The organism is Ensifer sp. KUDG1 (genome assembly GCF_050434285.1).
GTDB lineage: Bacteria > Pseudomonadota > Alphaproteobacteria > Rhizobiales > Rhizobiaceae > Ensifer.
On the sequence record NZ_JBNDIG010000014.1, the window covers coordinates 14,031 to 32,265 of the forward strand.

The following is an 18,235-nucleotide window of genomic DNA, read 5'->3' on the forward strand; positions in this document are numbered from 1 at the left end:
GTCCCCGCAGTCCTAGTGGCGGAAGTGGCGCATGCCGGTGAAGACCATGGCAACGCCATGCTCGTTGGCGGCCGCAATGACCTCTTCGTCGCGCATGGAGCCGCCCGGCTGGATGACGGCGGTGGCGCCGGCGGCGATCGCCGAGAGCAGACCATCGGCAAAGGGCAGGAACGCTTCGGACGCGACGGCCGAGCCCTTGGTGAGCGGCGTTGCAAAGCCGAGCGCCTTGGCCGCTTCCTCCGCCTTGATCGCCGCGATGCGGGCGGAATCGACGCGGCTCATCTGGCCGGCGCCGATGCCGGCCGTCTGGCCGTCCTTGGCGTAGACGATCGCATTCGACTTGACGTGCTTGGCAACCTTGAAGGCAAACTTCATGTCCTCAAGTTCCTGCGCCGTCGGCGCGCGCTTGGTCACGACCTTGAGCTCGAGATCTTCGACCATGCCGTTGTCACGGGTCTGCACCAGCAGGCCGCCCGAGACGGTCTTGGCGGCAAGACCCGGAATGCGCGGGTCCGGCAGGCCGCCGGTCGAGAGCAGGCGCAGGTTCGGCTTGCGGGCGATGACAGCCTTGGCTGCATCGCTGACCGAAGGCGCGATGATCACTTCGGTAAAGAGCTTGACGATCTCTTCGGCCGTCTCGGCGTCGAGCTCCTGGTTGAGCGCGATGATGCCGCCGAAGGCCGAGGTGGAATCGCAGGCAAGCGCCCGGCGATAGGCTTCGGCAAGCGTCGAAGCAGTGGCAACGCCGCAAGGGTTGGCGTGCTTGATGATGGCGACAGCCGGTGCCTTTTCGGGCAGGAACTCGGCCACCAGCTCGAAAGCCGCATCCGTGTCGTTGATGTTGTTGTAGGAGAGCTGCTTGCCTTGCAGCAGCGTCGCGGTGGCAACACCCGGGCGGTTCTCGCCGGTCAGGTAGAAGCCCGCCTTCTGATGCGGGTTCTCGCCGTAGCGCATCTCTTCCTTCAAGACGCCGCCGATCACCCGGTGGCGCGGCATCGGCGTGTCGAGCGCTTCGGCAAACCAATTGGAAATGGCGGCGTCGTAAGCCGCGGTGCGGGCATAGGCCTTGGCGGCCATCTTCTGGCGGAAGGCATAGGTCGTCTTGCCGGAAGCAAGCTCTTCGAGCAGCACCGGATAGTCGGCCGGATCGGTGACGATCGTCACATAGGCATGGTTCTTGGCCGAAGCGCGGATCATGGCCGGACCGCCGATATCGATGTTTTCGACCGTTGTCGGATAGTCGCCGCCCTTGGCCCGGACTTCCTCGAAGGGATAGAGGTTGATGATCGCAAGATCGATGGCGGTGATGCCGTGGGTCGACATGGCGGCAACGTGATCCGCATCGTCGCGGATCGCCAGGAGGCCACCGTGAACGCCCGGATGCAGCGTCTTCACGCGGCCGTCCATGACCTCAGGGAAACCGGTCAGCTCGGAAACGTCACTCACCGGCAGGCCGGCCTCGGAGAGCGCCTTGTGCGTGCCGCCCGTCGAAACGAGCCGGATGCCCTTCTCGTTAAGAGCGCGCGCGAGCTCGACGACACCCGTCTTGTCGGAGACGGAGAGGAGGGCGGTGCGGACCGTAACCTCGTTCGGGGCGGGGATTTTCTTGGAGGCGACAGCCACAACCATGCTCCTTTGGCGGCGCCGGACGCCCCGGGAGGAAGCTCCGGCGGTTGAGATGGCTGCCCGTTAGCATAGCTTGCCGGGTGAAGGAACCTCGCCGGGCCTGAAGATCGCGATGAATTTGGATCGGATCGATCCAAATTCACCACTGCGACCGCTTCTGAAACGCGAACGGAAAACCTGAGGCGCTTTCTTGGGCGTGCCCGTCGTCAAGACAGAAGGCTCAGTTGGCGCGTGAAAACGTCCACTGGATCTCCGGCTGCTGCGCGATCGCAAAGGTCACCGTCAACTGCTGCGAGGCCCGGATACCCGAGGGATCGGCAAAGAAGATATCCTCCTCGACTGCAAGCTCGCCGTCCTGGCAGGCAAACAGCCAGACCTCGCCGTCGGGCGCCGTCAGGAAGATCTCGCGCGCACTGTTCTGGCGAATGGCGACCGCGGGGTGAATGTGGAATCGTGCTACGGCAACCCCCGTATCGCCTGCCTCCGGGTCGCTGCCGTCGGCGCGCGACAGCCGGTCGCGACCGCGGATCATGCGGCCGCCGTTCAGGACACCGATGCCACGCTCGTGAACGAGGCCGAAGGTGGAAAGGTAGCCGTCATGGCTTGCCGTCACCGACTCGAGCCCGCCCGCCTCGTCCTTGCGGGCCGCCGTCACCTGCTTGACGCCCGACGTCATGATCGGTCCGAGAAAGCGCGACTGCGAGAAGCGCGACGACGAGGTGTCGTTGACCGTCACGGTCGAATGGGCAGCCGTCATCCGCGCCATCTGGCGGAATCGCTCCCCGGCAAACTTCGGCGCGCCGGAATTGACGACGAAGCGCGTCTTGCCCGAGGACATTTCAAAGGACAGGCAGCCGGCATGGGCGCTGCGAGAAAGATCGACGGAAAGTGGTCGGCCGGTGTCCATGATGACAACGGTGTTTTCCATCGCCATACGTTCGTAGTGGGCGTGCGGCAGCGACCGGAAGGGTTCGCCGGCCGTCTCGTCATAGCGCAGCACCGATGCCAGTTCATGCGCCAGAACCGAGGTGGCGCCATTGAACAGCGCCAACTCACCACCCTGATGCCGGAAGAAGCGCAAGGCCGGGTACATCCGGTCGATGCAGGGAATGAGGCGCGACGGCACGTCATGGCCGAGATTGACGTAGGTCTGGCGGAGCGGCAGCAGGTCCAGCAGCAGTTCGAGGCCAGCGCGCGGGCTGCGCGAGAAGTGGCTGCCGTCCGGCAGGATTTGCCGGTCGAGTTCGAGATCGAGGTGGCGCGATGCCTTGCGGATGGCGCTGGGCGATGCCGGCATGGAAACCGACGCCATGGCAAGCGCAAGCCGCACCCGAAGCCTCTGCTCGCCGTCGCGCACCGTATCGGCGATATGCCTGAGATAGCGCACCTGCAGCGCCAGGCTCTTGAGGAAGCGTCGGTAGAAGCCATGTTCGGCATTGCGCAGCACGACCGGCGAATGGGAAAGCCAGGCGATGATGCGCTGCGCCATGATATCCGCATCCCAGGCAACGCCGCCGAGATCGCGTCCATGGGTGCCGATCCAGTCGTCGACGATCTGCCGCAGCCGGACGAAGCCTGCATCCTCGCGGATCGCCCGCAGGTGCCGCAGCCAGCCGAAGGAATGCAGCCGGGCGGCAAATTCGCGCGACGGCAGATCGATCTCGAACGGCGATTCGCCCTCCGTGTCGAGCACGCGGCCGGCAAGCGGGAAACGCCCAGCAAGAATCTCTTCCGCGACAAAGGGATCGACGGCCCTGAGATCCGTCGGCGCAACAATCAGACGATTGGGGGTGGAGCCGGTGAAGCGCAGCGTGGAGACGCGCCCGATCGACAGGCGACGCGACACACGGCGCCAGCCTTCACGCACATACAGGTAAGAAAGCCTTCGCCTGCCGGAAAACAACATCAACGCCGCCGGTTACCTCATTTCTGGCACGATCGCTCACGTCATCGGAGCCGGCCAGGACCTCGCGCCAGCGCCCGCATGGTGCCGCGAAGACCATTAAACTTTTATCAATCCTGCCATCTTTGATAGGCTTCCCGGTCGAAAGCGTCAAATGATGCGGTGGAACAGGGCCTTGAGGCCCAGTTCCAAGCGCTGAAATGCGCGTTTGCGCTGTTATTTGCGGCGAATCACCGCTGCGTAGAAACCATCGAGGCCGCTCGAAAACGGAGCATCGAGCGGCAGCATGGCAGGCGTCGTCCGCATTTCGCCGATCGGCGTGATCGCGTCCTCGAGCCCCGGCCAGTCGGCGGCGGAAATCGGCACCCGCTCGTAGCTTTCGCCAGAACCGATAACCCGGGCAACGACCTCTTCGCCTTCGCGCGGGTCGAGGGAGCAATTGGAGAAGACGACCGTGCCGCCGGACTTGACCACCGTCAGCGCATGGCGGAGCAGCCGCTCCTGCAGGTCTGCGAGCTTTTCGATGTCTTCCGGTCCCTTGGTCCACAGCACGTCAGGGTGACGGCGGGTCGTGCCGGTCGAAGAGCAGGGGGCGTCGAGCAGGGCGGCATCGAACAGCGTCTCCGGCTGGAAGTCCGCCATGTTGACTTCCGTGGTCTCGGCCTCGAGCCCAAGCCGCTTGAGATTGCCCTTCAGCCGGCGCAAGCGGCTACCGGACTGGTCGAGCGCCGTCACTTCGGCGCCGGCGAGGATGAGCTGGGCGGTCTTGCCGCCCGGTGCAGCACAGAGATCGACCGTGCGCTTACCCTTGAGGTCACCGAAGAGCCGCGCCGGGATCGATGCGGCCGCGTCCTGGACCCACCAGGCGCCATCATCGAATCCGGCTAAGGAAGGAATGGAGCCGGAGAATGCGCCGAGCCGCACCGAGCCGGTCGGCAGGACGGTGCCACCAAGCCGCTCGGCCCAAGCTGCAGGCTCGGACTTGACGGAGAGATCGATCGCCGCCGGCGTCAGCTGCGCCTCGGCGATCTTCTCGGCCGCCGCTGCGCCATAGTGGACAATGAGGCGCTCGAAGAACCATTCCGGCATCGCCGGAATGTGGCGCGTGCTTTCGAGAACGGCATCCTTTTCACGCGACAGACGCCGCAGCACGGCGTTTACGAGATTGGCGAAACGGCGGTTACGCGGATCGTTCTGTGCCTGTTCGACAGCGAGATCGACAGCGGAATGATCAGGCACGTCCAAATAGAGGATCTGTGCCGCCGCCACGGCAAGCACGTGGTCGAGCGCCCGCGCACCCTCCGGCAAGGGCGTCTGCAGCAGCGAGTTGATCGCAGCCTGCACGCGCGGCAGATGGCGAAGGGCGGAATTGAGAATTGCCCGGACCAGGGCGCGGTCGGCTTCATTCAGCTCGCGATAGGCCGGGTTGCCGTGCTCGCTATCGAGCATGCCGTCGAGAGACGTCTTGCGGTCGATAACGGCCGCCAGGATCTTCGCGGCGGCCTGACGCGCTCTCAGGCCAGGCTTCTCCGGACCACGCGGCGCCGGGGCAGGCTTCTTCGACTTTGCTGCGCCGCCGTTGCGGTGCGATCGTTTCGGACGTGAATCGTTGTTGTTTTCTGCGGACATCAGGACCAGGGACCTTTGGGCGGTTCGGAACCACCGCGACCCCAACCGGTAGAGGGCACAGAGCGCGATTTGCGCACGGGATTATCAGCCCGAACCGGCGGCGTCGAGACCGAAGACATCTCCTGGGCCATCTGCTGCAGGGCAGCGATGCGGTTTTCGGTGTTCGGATGGGTCGAAAACAGGTTGTCCATGCGCTCGCCGGAGAGCGGATTGATGATGAACATATGCGCCGTTGCCGGGTTGCGCTCGGCATCGTCGTTGTGGATCTGATGGGCGGCGCCTGCGATCTTCTGCAGCGCCGAAGCGAGTGCGAGCGGCTTGCCGCAAATCTCGGCGCCACGACGGTCGGCCGAGTATTCGCGCGTGCGGCTGATCGCCATCTGCACCAGCATCGCCGCCATCGGCGCCACGATCATCGCCACCAGCGTGCCGATGAAGCCGAGCGGATTGTTGTTTTCACGGTTGCCGCCGAAGAAGAAAGCAAAGTTGCCGAGCATCGAGATCGCGCCGGCAAGGGTGGCCGTCAGCGTCATCGTCAAGGTGTCGCGGTTCTGTACGTGGGCGAGTTCATGCGCCATCACGCCGGCGACCTCGTCATAGTTGAGAGCGTGAAGCAGACCGGTCGAAGCGGCAACCGCGGCATTCTCCGGGTTGCGGCCGGTGGCAAACGCATTCGGCTGCGGGCTGTCGATCACGTAGACGCGCGGCATCGGCAGCCCGGCATTGCGCGCGAGGTCGCGAACGATGCCGTAATATTCCGGCGCGCTGCGCTCATCGACCTCCTGCGCGCGATACATGCGCAGCACCATCTTGTCGGAGTTCCAATAGGAGAAGAAGTTCATGCCTGCGGCCATGACGAAGGCGATCATCATGCCACCGCGTCCGCCGATGGCGAAACCTACCGCCATGAACAGGGCGGTCATGACTGCAAGCAGCATGGCGGTGCGGACAAGGTTCATCAGAAGGCTCCGGGTCGTCGACGTTTCACGTGAATCAGGGTTCCCGTAAGGGGAACGGCGTCCTATATGATGGGTGCAAACACCCAATTCTTCAATATTGATGCTCGAATCCGGATACCGTTCAGATGCAGAACGACAATGACAACGCCGCCGACCGCCCGAAGAAGCCGCTGCCGCCCGCCGCCGTGCGGGCGCTGAAGGAAGCGGAAGAGCGGCGTCAGGCGAAGATCAAGAAAGAGCTGCCGCCGGAGATCGGGGGGCGCGGGGGTGAAGATCCAGCCCGCTACGGCGATTGGGAGATCAAGGGTCGCGCAATCGACTTCTAAGTCCGGGTCGGGCGCCGACGCCTGCGACCGAGATCTGAATCCGGCTCACGAAATTGTCCGGCTTGGCGAGACAGGTGCCGCATCGGCGATACCGGAGATCTTACATCATCTGCGACGATAGGAGAGCCGCCGCGCGCCTCTCGGGCGTGCGGCGGCTTTTCAAGGTCAGGCCTTGTTCTGGCGGTTGGCGATCAGATCGTCGACGACGGCCGGATCGGCAAGCGTCGAGGTATCGCCGAGCGCGCCGAAATCATCCTCGGCGATCTTGCGCAGGATGCGGCGCATGATCTTGCCCGAGCGGGTCTTCGGCAGGCCCGGAGCGAACTGGATCTTGTCCGGTGTGGCGATCGGGCCGATTTCCGAACGGACATGCTTCACCAGGGCGGCGCGCAGTTCGTCGTTGCCGATTTCACCAGCCATCAGCGAGACATAGCAATAGATGCCCTGGCCCTTGATCGGGTGCGGATAGCCAACGACGGCCGCTTCCGAGACGAGGTGGTGCGACACGAGGGCCGATTCCACTTCGGCCGTGCCGAGACGGTGGCCCGACACGTTCAAGACGTCGTCGACGCGGCCGGTGATCCAGTAGTAGCCGTCTTCATCGCGGCGGCAACCGTCACCGGTGAAATACTTGCCCTTGTAGGTGGCAAAGTAGGTCTGCCCGAAACGCGCGTGGTCGCCATAGATCGTGCGCATCTGGCCCGGCCAGCTGTCGATAATGCAGAGGTTGCCGTCGGCAGCGCCTTCGAGCACGTTGCCTTCATTGTCGACGAGCTGCGGCTGAACGCCGAAGAATGGCCGCGTGGCCGAACCGGGCTTGAGGTCGGTCGCGCCCGGCAGCGGCGTGATCAGGATGCCGCCGGTTTCCGTCTGCCACCAGGTATCGACGATCGGCGACTTCTGCTCGCCGACGACATTGTAATACCACTCCCAGGCTTCCGGGTTGATCGGCTCGCCGACCGAACCGAGCAGGCGAAGCGACGAGCGCGAGGCGCGCTTGACGAAGTCGTCGCCGGCGCCCATCAGCGAGCGGATTGCCGTCGGCGCGGTGTAGAAGACGTTGACCTTGTGCTTGTCGACCACTTCCCAGAAACGCCCGGCATCCGGGAAATTCGGCACCCCTTCGAACATCACGGTGGTCGCAGCATTCGCGAGCGGACCGTAGACGATATAGGAGTGACCGGTGACCCAGCCGACGTCGGCGGTGCACCAGTAGACCTCGCCATCGCGATAATCGAAGACATATTCGTGCGTCATCGACGCATAGACGAGGTAGCCGCCGGTCGTGTGCAACACGCCCTTCGGCTTGCCGGTCGAGCCCGAGGTATAGAGGATGAATAGCGGATCTTCCGCCTTCATCTTCGCCGGCTCGCAATGCGGCTTCACCGTCGCGATTTCCTGGTGGTACCAGAGGTCACGGCCCGGTGCCCAGGCGGTCTTGCCGCCGGTGCGGCGCACGACCAGAACCTTGTTGACGATGACATGCTGCTTGGCCGCGATGTCGATCGCCGTATCGGTGTTTTCCTTGAGCGGGACCGGCTTGCCGCCGCGAACGCCCTCGTCGCAGGTGATGACAAAGGTGGACTCACAGTCGACGATACGGCCGGCAAGCGCATCCGGCGAAAAGCCGCCGAAGACGACCGAATGAATGGCGCCGATGCGGGCGCAGGCAAGCATCGCATAGGATGCTTCCGGGATCATCGGCATGTAGATGGTGACGCGGTCACCCTTCTTGACGCCATGCTTCTTCAGGACGTTGGCAAGGCGGCAGACCTGCTCGTAGAGCTGGTTGTAGGTGATCTTCTTGTCGATATAGGGATTGTCGCCTTCCCAGATGATGGCGGTCTTTTCGCCATGCGTCTTCAGGTGGCGGTCGATACAGTTGTAGGAGACGTTGGTAAGGCCGTCTTCATACCACTTGATCGACACCTTGCCCTTGAAGGATGTGTTCTTGACCTTGGTATAGGGCTTGAACCAATCGATCCGTTTGCCGTGCTTGCCCCAGAACTTTGCCGGATCGGAAACGCTCTCTTCGTACCACTTCAGGTATGTGGCGTTATCAAGCAGCGTCCGGCTCTTGGCAGACTTCAACACCGGATAGATTTTGGCGGACATATTTTCCTCCCTACGCATTCCTAGTGCGGTTCGCCCCTCCTAGGGCTCCCCCGTTTCGCGCACATTCATAGCAGGTCAAATGCCCGCCGCAATTAGACAAAAGGACATTTGGAACTGAAGAATTGCAATTTCGCGACAACGACGGTATAGAGGCCCACATTTCCCGGAAATCAGTGGTAGACTCCACGGCCCGCGACACCGGCGCGGCGGACAAAAGGACTATATCCATGGCTCAGCAACTGCTTATGCCCAAGGCGACCGCCGTCTGGCTGGTTGACAATACCGCGCTGTCCTTCGACCAGATCGCGCAGTTCTGCAAGCTGCACCCGCTCGAGGTGAAGGCGATCGCCGACGGTGAATCCGCGCAGGGCATCAAGGGCCTCGACCCGATCGCGACCGGTCAGCTTTCGCGCGACGAGATCGCCCGCGCCGAAGGCAACCCCAACCATAAGCTGAAGCTGTCCGAGCCGAAGGTTCGTGTGCCTGATAGCAAGCGCAAGGGCCCGCGCTACACCCCGGTTTCCAAGCGCCAGGATCGCCCGAACGCCATTCTGTGGCTGGTTCGCAACCATCCGGAACTCAAGGATGCGCAGATCTCGCGTCTCGTCGGCACCACCAAGTCGACGATCGAACAGATCCGCGAGCGCACCCACTGGAACTCCGCCAACCTGACGCCGATGGACCCGGTAACCCTCGGCCTCTGCTCGCAGATCGACCTCGACCTCGAAGTCGAACGCGCTTCCAAGGGCCGTCCGCTGCCGACGGCTGCCGAACTCGGCCAGACGCTGGAATCGGCCCAGGAAACCGAAAAGCTGGGCTTCAGCTACGAGCGCGAGGAAGAGAAGGAAATCGACGCCGATGCCGTCTTCGCCAAGCTCAAGTCGCTGAAGTCGGACCGCAAGGACGAGGACGAAGACGATCAGTACTGATCGCCGTCCAGCCCAATGAAAATGCCCGGATCGTCGATCCGGGCTTTTTTGTTGGTCGGTGCTCGGCAACGAGTTCAGTAGGCCGAGCCGGATGGGTCGTTGAGATTGTGCCGCTCGGTCCCCTTGAGGGGCGGATTGAAGATGCTGACGAGGATCAGGTCTTCGTCCTTGCCGCCGCGCAGGAAATGCTTGTCGTGCTGGTCGAGCACGTAGATATCGCCCTTGTTGATCGGGAAGACCTTGCCCTGCATGTCCTCGACCTCGCCGTGCCCGGCGATGCAATAGCAGGCTTCGAGATGGTTGCGGTACTCGAGCAACGACACGGTCCCGGCGCGCACTACCGTGTGGCAGACGGTGAAACCCATGCCATCCCGCTCGGTCAGCAGCCGGTGGCTGGTCCCGCTGCCCCATTCGACAAAATGGTCGGTAGCTTCGATCTGCTGCAGGCTGCGCACGAACATAGGTCTCTCCATCTGTAAGGATTTCTAATGCCCACGGACGGGAAACTCTCCCCCAATCCGATGGTAGGCCCAGTATCCGTTGACAACGTTGACCAATCAAACGACCTTTCCTCAAGGCATTGATGAGGAAATCTTACAGATGATGTTGCCACCACTCGGCATGCTGCGCGCCTTCGAAGCCGCGGCGCGTCTGGCGAGCTTCTCCCGCGCCGGCGACGAGTTGCATGTGACGCACGCGGCCATCAGTCACCAGATCCGGCTGTTGGAGGAGTGGTTCGGCCGGCCGCTCTTCGTGCGCGAGAAGCGTGGGGTCAGGCTGGCGCCAGAGGCCGAGAACCTGGCCACGGTATTGACATCGGCATTGGAGCGCATCGCTGCGGAAACGGAACTGCTACGACTGAACGCCAAGGCGCAGGTGAGCGTTGCCTGCATACCCTCGATCGCCACGCGCTGGCTGATCCCGGCACTCGGCGAATTCCTGCACCGTCACCCGGAGGTGGACGTCACGGTCGTCTACGCGATGGCCGAGCAGCAATTACGGGAAACCGGCTGCGACGTCCTCATCACGCTCGGGGCCGACAAGAGCGAAGGAACGCGTTCCGACCGGCTGTTCTCCCGCATCAACCGTCCGGTTGCGAGCCCCCGCTATCTCGAACGAAAAGGCGCGCTGACGTCACCGCAGGCGATCGCGTCAGCCGATCTGTTGCACGACGAAACGACGTCACGCTGGCGCGATTGGCTGGCAAGGGCAGGGCAGGAGGCCACGCAGACGTTGCGTGGCCCGGTGTTTCAGGACTTCAACCTTTTGGCAACGGCAGTCATTGCCGGCCATGGCGTGGCGCTTTGCCCGGTCGAAGTCTTCCGGCGCGAAATCGACAACGGAGACCTGGTGATCCTGTCCGATATCGCCACCCTGGAGGACGAAAGCTACTTCCTGATCACCAAAGTCACACGCTCAAGGGCCGCAGCCAGTTTCAGTGATTGGTTTGCCGCGGTCGTGCACACCTAATGCGGTGTGCACCACGCAAATTCATGAGCCGGCTTAGCAATCACTAGACGCCGATGCCTCGCCCATGCAGAGCGACGGTGATTTCGTCGAGGATGACAGGATCATCGATCGTCGCCGGCATTTTCCAGGGCTGACGGTCGGCGATCTTCTGGATCGTGGCGCGCAAGATCTTGCCCGACCGCGTCTTCGGCAGCCGCTTGACGCAGATCGCCAGCCGGAAGGCGGCTACCGGTCCGATGCGTTCGCGCACGAGGCTGATGACTTCGCGTTCGATCTCCGACGTTTCACGGGAAACATTGGAGTTGATGACGAGGAAGCCGGCCGGGATCTGGCCTTTCAAATCGTCGGCAATACCGATGACGGCACATTCGGCAACATCGGGGTGGCTGGAGCAGACCTCCTCCATCGCTCCGGTAGAGAGGCGATGGCCAGCCACATTGATGATGTCGTCCGTTCGCGCCATGATGAAGATATAGCCATCCTCATCGAGATAGCCGGCATCGGCAGTCTTGTAGTAGCCGGGAAACTCGTCGAGATAGGCCGCGCGGAACCGGTGGTCTGCATTCCAGAGCGTCGGCAGGCATCCCGGCGGAAGCGGCAGCTTCACCACCACATTGCCGAGCGTACCGGCTGTTACCGGATGTCCGGCATCGTCGAGGATCTGGACGTCGTATCCCGGCAGCGGAACGGCCGGAGAACCGTATTTTACCGGCAGGAGGCCGAGCCCCATGGGATTTCCCGCCACGGGCCATCCGGTTTCCGTCTGCCACCAGTGATCGATGACGGGCACGCCGAGCGCCTTCTCGGCCCAGTGGATCGTGTCGGGATCCGCCCGTTCACCGGCCAGAAACAACGCGCGGAACTTCGAAAGGTCGTATCGGCGAACGTGAGAGGCCTCCGGATCCTCCTTGCGGATCGCCCTGAGCGCCGTCGGCGCGGTGAACATCACCACGACGCCGTGCTCGGCTATGATACGCCAATAGGTTCCGGGGTCCGGCGTGCCGACCGGCTTGCCTTCGAACAGGATCGACGTGCTGCCATTCAGGAGCGGGCCGTAGACGATATAGGAATGGCCGACGACCCAGCCGATGTCCGACGCGGCCCAGAAGACTTCGCCCGGCTGCACGCCGAAGAAGTTCTCCATGGACCATTTGAGCGCGACCATATGGCCGCCATTGTCGCGCACCACGCCCTTGGGCTGGCCGGTCGTGCCCGAGGTGTAGAGCACATAGAGCGGATCGGTCGAGGCGACCGGCACGCATTCGGTTTCTTCCCCCGCCTCTTTCGCCGCGGCGAGCGCCGACGCGAAATCGATGTCGCGTCCCTCGGTCATGGCGGCTTCCGCCATCTCGCGCTGGAAGACAAGGCAATGGGCCGGCTTGTGGGTTGCGATGTCGAGCGCCGTATCGAGCAGCGGCTTGTAGGCGACAGTACGACCGGATTCGATCCCGCAGCTTGCGGACACGATCAGCTTCGCCTGGCAATCGTCGATGCGCACGGCGAGCTCGTTGGCGGCAAAGCCGCCGAAGACCACGGAGTGCACAGCGCCAATGCGCGCAGCCGCGAGCATCGCAACCGCCGCCTGCGGGATCATCGGCATATAGATGATGATCCGGTCGCCCTTGCCGACCCCCAGCTTGCGGTAGACGGCGGCCAGGGCCGCTACGTCGGAGAGCAGGGACGCATAGGAGATGCGCTCCACACGCCCGGTGACGGGGCTGTCATAGATGAAGGCGATCTGCTCGCCACGGCCCGCGGCCACATGGCGATCCAGGCAGTTGTAGCAGGTATTGGTAACGCCGTCGGCGAACCAGTGCCCATAGATGCCGGCCTCCGCATCGAACGCCCGTACCGGTCTTTCAAACCAGTCGATCGCATTGGCTGCATTGGACCAGAAACTCTGCGGGTCCGCTTTCCAGCCCGCGTACACGTCGGCATAGCTGCTCGCCATGTCCGTTCCTCCCTGCGCATGTTGCCGGACATGTCCGGCCTCCTCGTGCACAAGGATAGGCTAATGAGAGACGAGGGGAACCCCGACGAAAGCGGTATGTGACGAAGTGACCTCAGCGTGCGCCGAAAATGGCCGAACCGACGCGAACGCCGGTGGCGCCGAACTGGATAGCCGTCTCGAAGTCGCCGGACATGCCCATCGACAGCTTCTCGAGCTTGCAGGCAGCAGCCAGCTTGGCGAGCAGAGCAAAATGCGGACCGGGATTTTCCTCGACCGGCGGAATGCACATCAGCCCCTCGATCGAAAGGCCCAGCTCGCCGCGGCAGAGTTCCACGAAGGCGGCGGTCTCGTCCGGCGCAATGCCGGCCTTCTGCGGCTCCAATCCGGTGTTGACCTGCACATAGAGCCTGAGTGTTCGGCCCTGTTTCTGCATTTCGGCAGCAAGCGCGCGGGCGATTTTCTCGCGATCGACCGTCTCGATGACATCGAACAGCGCGACGGCTTCCGCCGCCTTGTTCGACTGCAGCGGACCGATCAGGTGCAGTTCGAGACCGGACGTCTCGGCCTTCAGCTCCGGCCACTTGCCCTGCGCTTCTTGCACGCGGTTCTCGCCGAACACCCGCTGCCCGGCCGCGATCACCGGGCGGATGGCATCAGCGTCGAAGGTCTTGGAGACAGCCACAAGCGTGACGGCGCCTTTGGCGCGACCGGCAGACTTCTCCGCCGCCTGAATCCGGCTCACGACATCCTGCAACCGCTCTTGAACTTCCATGGACCTGCTCTCCGACACGGGATTTCCAAACCACTGACCGAGCGGCTTAGGCAAAGTTGAGCCGATTGCCAAGGCCGCTCCGTCGTGGACCGGCTCAAATCCGCCAAAGTGTCGCGCCAAACCCTTCAAAAACTTGACCGTCAGGCGGTTTCGTGGTGAAGGTCACCCCAACTATCATGAGGCGCAACTATGCGCCGCAGAACTTCCGGAACATCGAAAAGACATGTCTAGCGAACGATACAATCCGCGTGATGCCGAGCCCCGTTGGCAGCAGGAATGGGAAAAGAACGAGGTCTTCCAGACCGAGAACGATGATCCGCGCGAAAAGTACTACGTGCTCGAGATGTTCCCCTATCCCTCGGGCCGCATCCACATGGGCCACGTGCGCAACTACACCATGGGTGACGTGGTAGCGCGCTACAAGCGCGCCCGCGGCTTCAACGTGCTGCACCCGATGGGTTGGGACGCCTTCGGCATGCCGGCCGAAAACGCCGCCATGGAGCGTGGCGTGCACCCGGCCAGCTGGACCTACCAGAACATCGCCTCGATGAAGGCCCAGCTGAAGGTCATGGGCCTGTCGCTCGACTGGAACCGCGAGTTCGCAACCTGTGACCCCGCCTATTACCAGCGCCAGCAGTACCTGTTCCTGGACTTCCTGGAAAAGGGCCTCGTCTACCGCAAGCAGTCCAAGGTCAACTGGGACCCAGTCGACAACACCGTGCTCGCCAACGAGCAGGTGATCGACGGCCGCGGCTGGCGATCGGGCGCTCTGGTCGAACAGCGCGAACTGACGCAATGGTTCTTCCGCATCACCGACTTCAGCCAGGAACTGCTCGACGCGCTCGATACGCTGGATCAGTGGCCCGAGAAGGTGCGCCTGATGCAGAAGAACTGGATCGGCCGCTCCGAGGGCCTGTCGCTGCGTTGGGAAATCGTCGAAGGCACCGCCGGCGACGCAACGGAACTCACCGTCTACACCACCCGTCCCGACACGCTCTTCGGTGCCTCGTTCCTGGCGATCGCTGCCGATCACCCGCTGGCAAGGCAGGTGGCGGCCAGCAACCCTGAGGTCGATGCATTCTGCGAAGAATGCCGCCGCGCCGGTACCTCGCTTGCTGCGCTGGAGACGGCCGAGAAGAAGGGCATCGACACCGGCATCCGCGCCAAGCACCCGCTCGATCCGAGCTGGGAGCTGCCCGTCTATGTCGCGAACTTCGTGCTGATGGACTACGGCACGGGCGCCATCTTCGGCTGCCCCTCCGGCGACCAGCGCGACCTCGACTTCGCCCGCAAATACGATCTGCCTGTCGTTCCAGTCGTCATGCCGAAGGACGGCGACGCCGCAACCTTTGCCATTGGTGACGAGGCCTATATCGGCGACGGCGTGATGATCAATTCGCGCTTCCTCGATGGCCTGTCGACGGAAGACGCCTTCGAGACCGTTGCTTCGAAGCTCGAGAAGGAAATGCTCGACGGCGCGCCACGTGCCGAGCGCAAGGTCAATTTCCGCCTGCGCGACTGGGGCATCTCGCGCCAGCGCTACTGGGGCTGCCCGATCCCGGTCATCCATTGCGAGGACTGCGGCGTCGTACCGGTTCCGAAAGCCGACCTGCCGGTCGTGCTGCCGCCGGATGTCACCTTCGACAAGCCGGGCAATCCGCTCGACCGTCACGCCACCTGGCGCCACGTCGCCTGCCCGCAATGCGGCAAGGACGCCCGCCGCGAGACGGACACGATGGACACATTCGTCGATTCGTCCTGGTACTTCACGCGCTTCACAGCACCTTGGGAAGACAATCCGACCGACCCCAAGGTCGCCAACCACTGGCTGCCGGTCGATCAGTACATCGGCGGCATCGAGCACGCGATCCTGCATCTGCTCTATTCGCGCTTCTTCACCCGCGCGATGAAGGCAACCGGCCATGTGGCCGTCGACGAGCCGTTCAAGGGCCTGTTTACGCAAGGCATGGTCGTGCACGAAACCTATAGCCGCGGCGAAGGCGCCCAGCGCGAATGGGTGACGCCGGCCGAAATCCACATCGAGGAGATCGATGGACGCCGCCGTGCGACGCTGATCGAGACAGGTGAGGACATCGCCATCGGCTCGATCGAGAAGATGTCGAAGTCGAAAAAGAACGTCGTCGATCCCGACGACATCATCGCCTCCTACGGCGCCGACACCGCTCGCTTCTTCGTTCTCTCCGATTCACCGCCGGATCGTGACGTGATCTGGTCCGAAGCCGGTGTCGAAGGATCGCATCGCTTCGTGCAGCGCGTCTGGCGCCTGATCAGCGAAGCGGCCGAGAAGCTGCGCGCAATCGAGGCCGCCCCGGCGCTCGAAGGCGAGGGACTGTCGGTTTCGCAAGCCGCGCACAAGACGCTGCGAGCGGTCGAGGCGGACTATGACAAGCTCGCCTTCAACAAGGCCGTGGCGCGCATCTACGAGCTCGTGAACACGCTTGCCGCACCGCTGACACAGGTAGCCGCCGGCAAGGCCGACGCGGCCCTGGCAAGTGCCGTAAAGGATGCCACGACGATCCTGATCGACCTGATCGCACCGATGATGCCGCACCTCGCCGAGGAATGCTGGCGCCAGATCGGCGGCGAAGGGCTGATTGCAGAACGCCGCTGGCCGGCGTTCAACCCAGCCTTGGTGGTCGAGAACGAAATCACCATGCCGGTGCAGATCAATGGCAAGAAGCGCGCTGATTTGACAATCGCCCGCGATGCGGATCAGAGTGCGATCGAAAGCGCCGTCCTGGCGCTCGATGCCGTCAAGTCCGCGCTCAACGGCAGCAGCCCCAAGAAAATCATCGTCGTGCCCCAGAGGATCGTCAATGTCGTTGTCTGATAGAGCTGGTTTCCGTATCCGGTCGATTCCGGTTCTGGCTGGCGTGCTCATGTTGACCGCGCTCGCCGGCTGCCAGGTCCGGCCGCTCTATTCCGACCCGGTCGGCACCTCGACGGCACTGGCGGCGATCGAGATTTCCGAAGCCAACGACCGCGTCGAGCAGGAAGTGCGCAACGCGCTGATCTTCCTGGCCGCAGGTGGCCAGGGCGAGCCCGCGAACCCGCAATATCACCTGGCGCTCACCGTCACCCACCGCTCGATGGGCGTGCTCTACGATCAGGCCAAGGACCGCGCCGGCGCCGGCCGTATCGTCGTCAAGGCGGACTACAATCTGACGAAGATCGGCACGGGCGAGACCATCAAGTCGGGCAACCGCACGGCGGTGGCCCTCGTTGACTTCCCGGTTCAGGAATTTGCCAAGGTGCGCGCCGTTCGTGACGGCGAAAACCGCGCGGCCAAGGAACTGGCCGAGCTGATCCGGGCCGACATCGCCGCGGCTCTCAGCCGCTAAGCGGTGTCGGCATGAGCGAGGTCAAGTCGCACGAGTTCGACTCCTTTCTCCAGAAGTCAGCCGGAGTCTACCGGCTTTTCATCCTCTACGGGCCCGACCGCGGGCTCGTCTCCGAGCGTGCTTCGGCAATCGCCGGCCGCTGCGGCGTGCCGCTCGACGATCCCTTTTCGCTGTTGAAGCTCGACGTCAGCGAACTGACGCAGTCGCCGGGGCGGCTGCTCGATGAGGTAAACTCGATCGGCCTCTTCGGCGGAGAAAAGCTCGTCTGGGTCCGTGGCGCAGCCAACGAAAAGCCGCTGGTCGATGCCTTGCAAATCCTGTCCACCGAACCACCGACCGGAAGCTATGTGATCGTCGAGGCCGGCGACCTGAAGAAGGGGTCGGCACTTCGAAAGGTCGGCGAGAGCGCCCGTTCGGTCGCCTGTATCGCCTGTTACAGCGACGATACGCGCAGCCTGCAGGCGCTGATCGACAAGGAACTCGGCGACGAGAAGCTGGGCATCAGCCCCGCGGCTCGGCAAAGGCTGCTGGAGGCGCTCGGCGGCGACCGCCTGGCCTCGCGCAACGAGTTGCGAAAGCTCGCGCTCTACTGCCGTGGCAAGTCCACGGTGGACGAAGAGGACGTACTCGATATCGTTGGCGATGCCAGCGCCATCTCCGTCGACGATGCCGTCGATGCGGTGCTGAAGGGCGACCTCGATGGTTTGCTGCACGCCATGCAGAAGATCACGACATCCAAGACGCCGGCCTTTCTGGTGCTGCAGGCGTGCCTGCGCCAGTTCCAGCAACTCGATGTGATGCGCGCCGAGATGGACGCAAGCCGTCAGCAGGCCGGCCAGGTGATCGCCACCCTCGGACGTGGTCTGCACTTTCGCCGCAAGCCGATCGTCGAGGCAGCCTTGAAGCACTGGTCGAGCCCTGCCATCCGTCGCGAACTCAACCGCCTGCAGACGACCGTTTTTCAGAGCCGCAGCCGCGCGAGCCTGGAAGAGAGCCTTGTGCTACAGAACCTGATGGCGATCGCGGTGCAGTCGGCGCGACGCTGAGTTCTCCGCCAGGCCTATTGCCGCTTCCAACGCTGAGTCAGAGCTTCACCGGCGGGCTTTCGGCGGGTCTGCCTGAGATGTTTGGGTGCCTTCATGTCACCAGCCGAATTAAGCTGTATGCCAAAAGATCTCGTTATATCAAACAAT

Annotated in this window: 14 protein-coding genes; 6 read left to right on the forward strand and 8 right to left on the reverse strand. The window is 63.2% G+C overall.

Annotation, left to right across the window (positions count from 1 at the left end):
- Nucleotides 1-12: 12 nt before the first annotated feature.
- The 4 genes from purH to htpX all read right to left on the reverse strand — a co-directional run bounded on the left by purH (nucleotide 13) and on the right by htpX (nucleotide 6,117).
- On the reverse strand, nucleotides 13-1,623 hold the full coding sequence (purH, locus tag M2267_RS27525; RefSeq protein WP_429119028.1) for a bifunctional phosphoribosylaminoimidazolecarboxamide formyltransferase/IMP cyclohydrolase: 1,611 nt from the start codon (nucleotides 1,621-1,623) through the stop codon (nucleotides 13-15).
- A 223-nt stretch (nucleotides 1,624-1,846) separates the two neighbouring features.
- Nucleotides 1,847-3,532, reverse strand: coding sequence for a heparinase II/III family protein (locus M2267_RS27530; RefSeq protein ID WP_429119030.1), 1,686 nt, complete (start codon nucleotides 3,530-3,532; stop codon nucleotides 1,847-1,849).
- A gap of 213 nt (nucleotides 3,533-3,745) precedes the next feature.
- Nucleotides 3,746-5,158, reverse strand: a complete 1,413-nt coding sequence (locus M2267_RS27535; protein ID WP_429119031.1) for an RsmB/NOP family class I SAM-dependent RNA methyltransferase — start codon at nucleotides 5,156-5,158, stop codon at nucleotides 3,746-3,748.
- A complete protein-coding gene (gene htpX / locus M2267_RS27540; RefSeq protein ID WP_402325984.1) occupies nucleotides 5,158-6,117 on the reverse strand; it encodes a zinc metalloprotease HtpX in 960 nt (319 codons plus the stop codon). The genes M2267_RS27535 and htpX overlap by 1 nt, the downstream gene beginning before the upstream one ends.
- A gap of 125 nt (nucleotides 6,118-6,242) precedes the next feature.
- Here htpX and M2267_RS27545 point away from each other — a divergent pair, with 125 nt between their 5' ends.
- Nucleotides 6,243-6,443: a DUF1674 domain-containing protein gene (locus M2267_RS27545; protein ID WP_429119032.1), complete on the forward strand. Its 201-nt coding sequence runs from the start codon at nucleotides 6,243-6,245 to the stop codon at nucleotides 6,441-6,443.
- Between the two features lie 165 nt (nucleotides 6,444-6,608).
- Here M2267_RS27545 and acs read toward each other — a convergent pair whose 3' ends face one another.
- Nucleotides 6,609-8,558, reverse strand: a complete 1,950-nt coding sequence (gene acs / locus M2267_RS27550; RefSeq protein WP_034800154.1) for an acetate--CoA ligase — start codon at nucleotides 8,556-8,558, stop codon at nucleotides 6,609-6,611.
- Between the two features lie 227 nt (nucleotides 8,559-8,785).
- Here acs and M2267_RS27555 point away from each other — a divergent pair, with 227 nt between their 5' ends.
- Complete coding sequence (locus M2267_RS27555) at nucleotides 8,786-9,487, forward strand: DUF1013 domain-containing protein (protein ID WP_034800153.1); 702 nt, start codon at nucleotides 8,786-8,788, stop codon at nucleotides 9,485-9,487.
- A gap of 74 nt (nucleotides 9,488-9,561) precedes the next feature.
- Here the strand turns inward: M2267_RS27555 and M2267_RS27560 are convergent, their stop codons facing one another.
- Complete coding sequence (locus tag M2267_RS27560) at nucleotides 9,562-9,948, reverse strand: ectoine synthase (protein WP_043624205.1); 387 nt, start codon at nucleotides 9,946-9,948, stop codon at nucleotides 9,562-9,564.
- Nucleotides 9,949-10,090: 142 nt separating this feature from the next.
- On the opposite strand from M2267_RS27560, the gene M2267_RS27565 reads away from it, so the two are divergent.
- Nucleotides 10,091-10,957, forward strand: coding sequence for a LysR substrate-binding domain-containing protein (locus M2267_RS27565; RefSeq protein ID WP_429119131.1), 867 nt, complete (start codon nucleotides 10,091-10,093; stop codon nucleotides 10,955-10,957).
- A 43-nt stretch (nucleotides 10,958-11,000) separates the two neighbouring features.
- Here M2267_RS27565 and M2267_RS27570 read toward each other — a convergent pair whose 3' ends face one another.
- Entirely contained in the window at nucleotides 11,001-12,908 is a 1,908-nt protein-coding gene (locus M2267_RS27570; RefSeq protein WP_429119033.1) for a propionyl-CoA synthetase, read from the reverse strand.
- 112 nt (nucleotides 12,909-13,020) lie between these two features.
- The gene (locus tag M2267_RS27575) at nucleotides 13,021-13,680 is read right to left on the reverse strand and encodes a YggS family pyridoxal phosphate-dependent enzyme (RefSeq protein WP_429119034.1); all 660 of its coding nucleotides are present in this window, start codon (nucleotides 13,678-13,680) and stop codon (nucleotides 13,021-13,023) included.
- Nucleotides 13,681-13,903: 223 nt separating this feature from the next.
- On the opposite strand from M2267_RS27575, the gene leuS reads away from it, so the two are divergent.
- Genes leuS through holA form a run of 3 tightly spaced genes read left to right on the forward strand, consistent with a single transcriptional unit; the run spans nucleotide 13,904 to nucleotide 18,088 of the window.
- Nucleotides 13,904-16,531 carry a leucine--tRNA ligase gene (gene leuS / locus M2267_RS27580; RefSeq protein ID WP_429119035.1) on the forward strand — a complete coding sequence of 876 codons (2,628 nt, stop codon included), beginning with the start codon at nucleotides 13,904-13,906 and terminating at the stop codon, nucleotides 16,529-16,531.
- A complete protein-coding gene (gene lptE / locus M2267_RS27585) occupies nucleotides 16,518-17,042 on the forward strand; it encodes an LPS assembly lipoprotein LptE (protein WP_043624211.1) in 525 nt (174 codons plus the stop codon). The genes leuS and lptE overlap by 14 nt, the downstream gene beginning before the upstream one ends.
- A gap of 11 nt (nucleotides 17,043-17,053) precedes the next feature.
- A complete protein-coding gene (gene holA, locus M2267_RS27590; RefSeq protein ID WP_429119037.1) occupies nucleotides 17,054-18,088 on the forward strand; it encodes a DNA polymerase III subunit delta in 1,035 nt (344 codons plus the stop codon).
- Nucleotides 18,089-18,235 lie beyond the last annotated feature (147 nt).